The following is a 3097-nucleotide window of genomic DNA, read 5'->3' on the forward strand; positions in this document are numbered from 1 at the left end:
GTGGCTGGGTTCGCCCGGATGTGGGGGGTTGCGCCTGCCCAGTACATTGGACTTCGTGTCCACTGCGGTGTACTGCGAGATGCGCCGCGACATGTACTGCGTTCGGAGGTTGCGGTGAGTTCGGGTTCGTCGTCGGCCACGCCTGTGGCGGCCGGCGCGGCAGCGGCCGTCCCCCAGGGGGCCGGAGGGCCGGGCGGCGGGGCGCCCGGGCGGTCCTACGGGGCGCTCGGTCTGGTGCTGTCGGGCTGCGTGTCCGTGCAGTTCGGCGGTGCGGTCGCGGTGTCCCTGATGCCGCGCGCCGGCGTGCTCGGCATCGTCGCGCTGCGGCTGGTACTCGCCGCCGCCGTCCTGCTCGTCGCCTGCCGGCCCGCGCTGCGCGGCCACTCGCGGGCCGACTGGACCACCGTCCTCGTCTTCGGCGCGGTGCTGGCCGCGATGAACAGCTTCTTCTACGAGGCCGTTCACCGCATCCCCCTCGGCGCCGGTGTGACGCTGGAGGTCCTCGGTCCCCTCTCGCTCTCCGTGATCGCGTCCCGGCGGCTCGTCAACCTGCTGTGGGCCGCGTGCGCCCTCGGCGGTGTCTTCCTGCTCAGCGGCCTCGCGGGTGGCGGCATCGGGCGGCTCGACCCCGTCGGCGTCGCCTTCGGGCTCGCCGCGGCCGTCATGTGGGCCACGTACATCCTCTTCAGCGCCCGCACGGGCCGCCGCTTCCCGCAGGCCGACGGGCTCGCCCTCGCGATGGGCGTCGGGGCGCTGCTGGCGCTGCCGTTCGGCATCGTGGACAGCGGGCCGAGGATGCTCGCCCCGTCCACGGTCGGACTCGCCCTCGGCGTCGCCGTGCTCTCGTCCGTCCTGCCGTACACCTTCGAACTGCTGGCTCTGCGGCGCCTGCCGGCCGCCACGTTCGCCATCCTGATGAGCCTCGAACCCGCCATCGCGGCGACGGCGGGGTTCCTCATCCTCGGCCAGGCGGTCACGGCGGTGGACGCCGTCGCGATCGCCCTGGTGATCGGAGCGAGCATCGGGGCCATCCGCACCCAGTTCAAGACGCTCGGCAACTGAGGAACGACCGACGGGCGGCTGAGAGCATCCGAGGGCGGCTGAGGAACGGCCGACGGGCGGCTGCGAGCATCCGAGGGCGGCTGAGGAACGACCGGCGGGCGGCTGAGAGCCCCCGACGAGCGGCTGAGGACAACCGACGAGCGGCTGGGAACGAACAACCGGCCAGTGGTCGAGAACAATTGACGAGCCGTCGGCGAACGACCGGCGAACCCGCCCGTCACCCGGGTTTCCGCGGAGTCCCCGCCTCCGGGTGAGGGGCCGCGTAGGGTGACCGCGGCGGGGTTCCAGGGGTGGGCGGTCAGGCGCGGCCCCGCCGTCGCCGGCGGTGAGCGGAGAGGGAAAACGGTCGAGGATGCTGCCCGGAGCGGCCCCTGAGGGCGAGAGCACGGACGGCGACCGCGCGGACGGCGAGCGTGCGGACGGCGAGAGCGCGGAGTCCGGCAGACGGGGCCCGCCGGCCGCCGCGCCGCGGGACCCGGCGGCGGCTCTCCTCGTGCCGCCCGCGCAGGGCGCGGCCACCGTGCTCCCGGCCAGGGGGCTGCTGGCCGGCGTCCTGTGCTACGCGGGCGTGCGGGGCCTCGGGGTCCTGGTGCTGGCGATCTGGTCGGCCGCCGACGGCAAGAGCGCGCACACGCTGCTGTCCGCACGCTGGGACTCGCTGTGGTACGTGCGCGTCGTCGAGCACGGCTACGGCTACACGCTCGCGGCCCCGGACGGCAGGACGCTCTCCGACATGGCGTTCTTCCCGCTCCTGCCCTGGCTCGAAGGGGGCGTCTCCGAGCTCACGGGACTCGGCCACGGCGACGCGGGGCTGGCCGTCAGCGCGGCGGCGTCGCTCGCGGCGGCGGGCGGCATCTTCGCCACGGTCCACGTCTTCGGCGGCCCGCGCGTCGCCTTCTTCTCCGTGGTCCTGTGGGCGGCGCTGCCGGTGGGCATCGTCCAGTCGATGGCGTACAGCGAGTCGCTGTTCACCGCGCTCGCCGCGTGGGCGCTGTACGGGACGCTCAAGGAGCGGTGGGTGCTCGCCGGGGCCCTGGCGGCGTGCGCGGGACTGACCCGCCCGATAGGGCTCGCCGTCGCCGCCGCCGTCCTGGTGGCGGCCATCGCGAAGGCGCGGCGCGAGGGGCTCGGGGCCGGTGCCGTACTGGGCGTCCTCCTCGCGCCCTCGGGCGCCTGCGCCTACGTGCTGTGGGTCGGCGCGCGGACGGGCGGCCCCTTCGGCTACCTCGGCGTACAGGGCCGGTGGGGCAACGGGTTCGACGGCGGGCTCGCCTTCGCCGCCTTCGTCGGATCGCTCATGCACGGCCCCGAGGTCCTCGCGGGCCTCGCACTCGTGGCGGGCGTCGGGCTGCTGCTCCACGCCTACGCCCTCGGCTTCCGGCGGAGGTACCCGCCCGCCGTCCAGGCGTACGCGGGGATCGTCCTGCTGCTCGCCCTGTGCTCCTCCGGGTACTTCGGCTCCAAACCGCGGCTCCTGATGCCCGCGTTCACGGTGCTCGTGCCGCTGGCGGCCCTGCTGGCGAGGTGCGGCAGGCGGACGGCCGCGGCCCTCTCGCTGGCACTCGTCCTCGCGTCCGCGCTCTACGGAGCCTTCTGGCTGAACGGCTCGGGGCCGCCGTAGACCGGGCGCAGCGAGCCGGGGGCCGGGGCCAACGGTCGTACGGGAGGAACGGAACCGGTGGTGCCCGGGCCCGCGGCTCAGCCCTTCGGCGCCTTGACGATCTTTCCGCCGCTGTCGACCGTGTGGCTCCGCCAGTAGACGTCCCACCGGTCGTCCACGTGCCGCGGCACCTTGCCCTCGGGGTAGCGGGTGTAACCCCTGGGCGGTTCGTGGCCGTCGGAGACGCACGCACTGCCCGTGGACCCCACGTTCAGCACGGGGTACTCGCCGCCGCCGCAGATCGCGTCGTTCGCGCAGCCCCAGAGGGCGAAGGCCGTCGACGCGGCGGCCAGCAGGAGACCCGACACGGCACGCGCGGCCACGGGCCGCCCGGTGGGGGCGCCCACAGCCGGCGGCCGGGGCAGGGAACGGGGG

General features: G+C 75.0%; 3 protein-coding genes. 2 read left to right on the top strand and 1 reads right to left on the bottom strand.

Translation table 11 applies throughout. From position 1 onward, the window contains the following. The first annotated feature begins 114 nt into the window (after positions 1-114). Both LCE31_RS38375 and LCE31_RS38380 read left to right on the top strand, forming a co-directional pair. On the top strand, positions 115-1062 hold the full coding sequence (locus LCE31_RS38375) for an EamA family transporter (protein ID WP_225022809.1): 948 nt from the start codon (positions 115-117) through the stop codon (positions 1060-1062). Positions 1063-1414: 352 nt separating this feature from the next. After that, positions 1415-2683 (top strand): glycosyltransferase family 39 protein, encoded by a 1269-nt coding sequence (locus LCE31_RS38380; protein WP_225022810.1) that lies wholly within the window; start codon positions 1415-1417, stop codon positions 2681-2683. Positions 2684-2760: 77 nt separating this feature from the next. Here the strand turns inward: LCE31_RS38380 and LCE31_RS38385 are convergent, their stop codons facing one another. Then, on the bottom strand, positions 2761-3069 hold the full coding sequence (locus LCE31_RS38385) for an SCO0607 family lipoprotein (protein ID WP_225022812.1): 309 nt from the start codon (positions 3067-3069) through the stop codon (positions 2761-2763). Positions 3070-3097: the final 28 nt, after the last annotated feature.

The organism is Streptomyces sp. 8L (genome assembly GCF_020176795.1).
GTDB lineage: Bacteria > Actinomycetota > Actinomycetes > Streptomycetales > Streptomycetaceae > Streptomyces.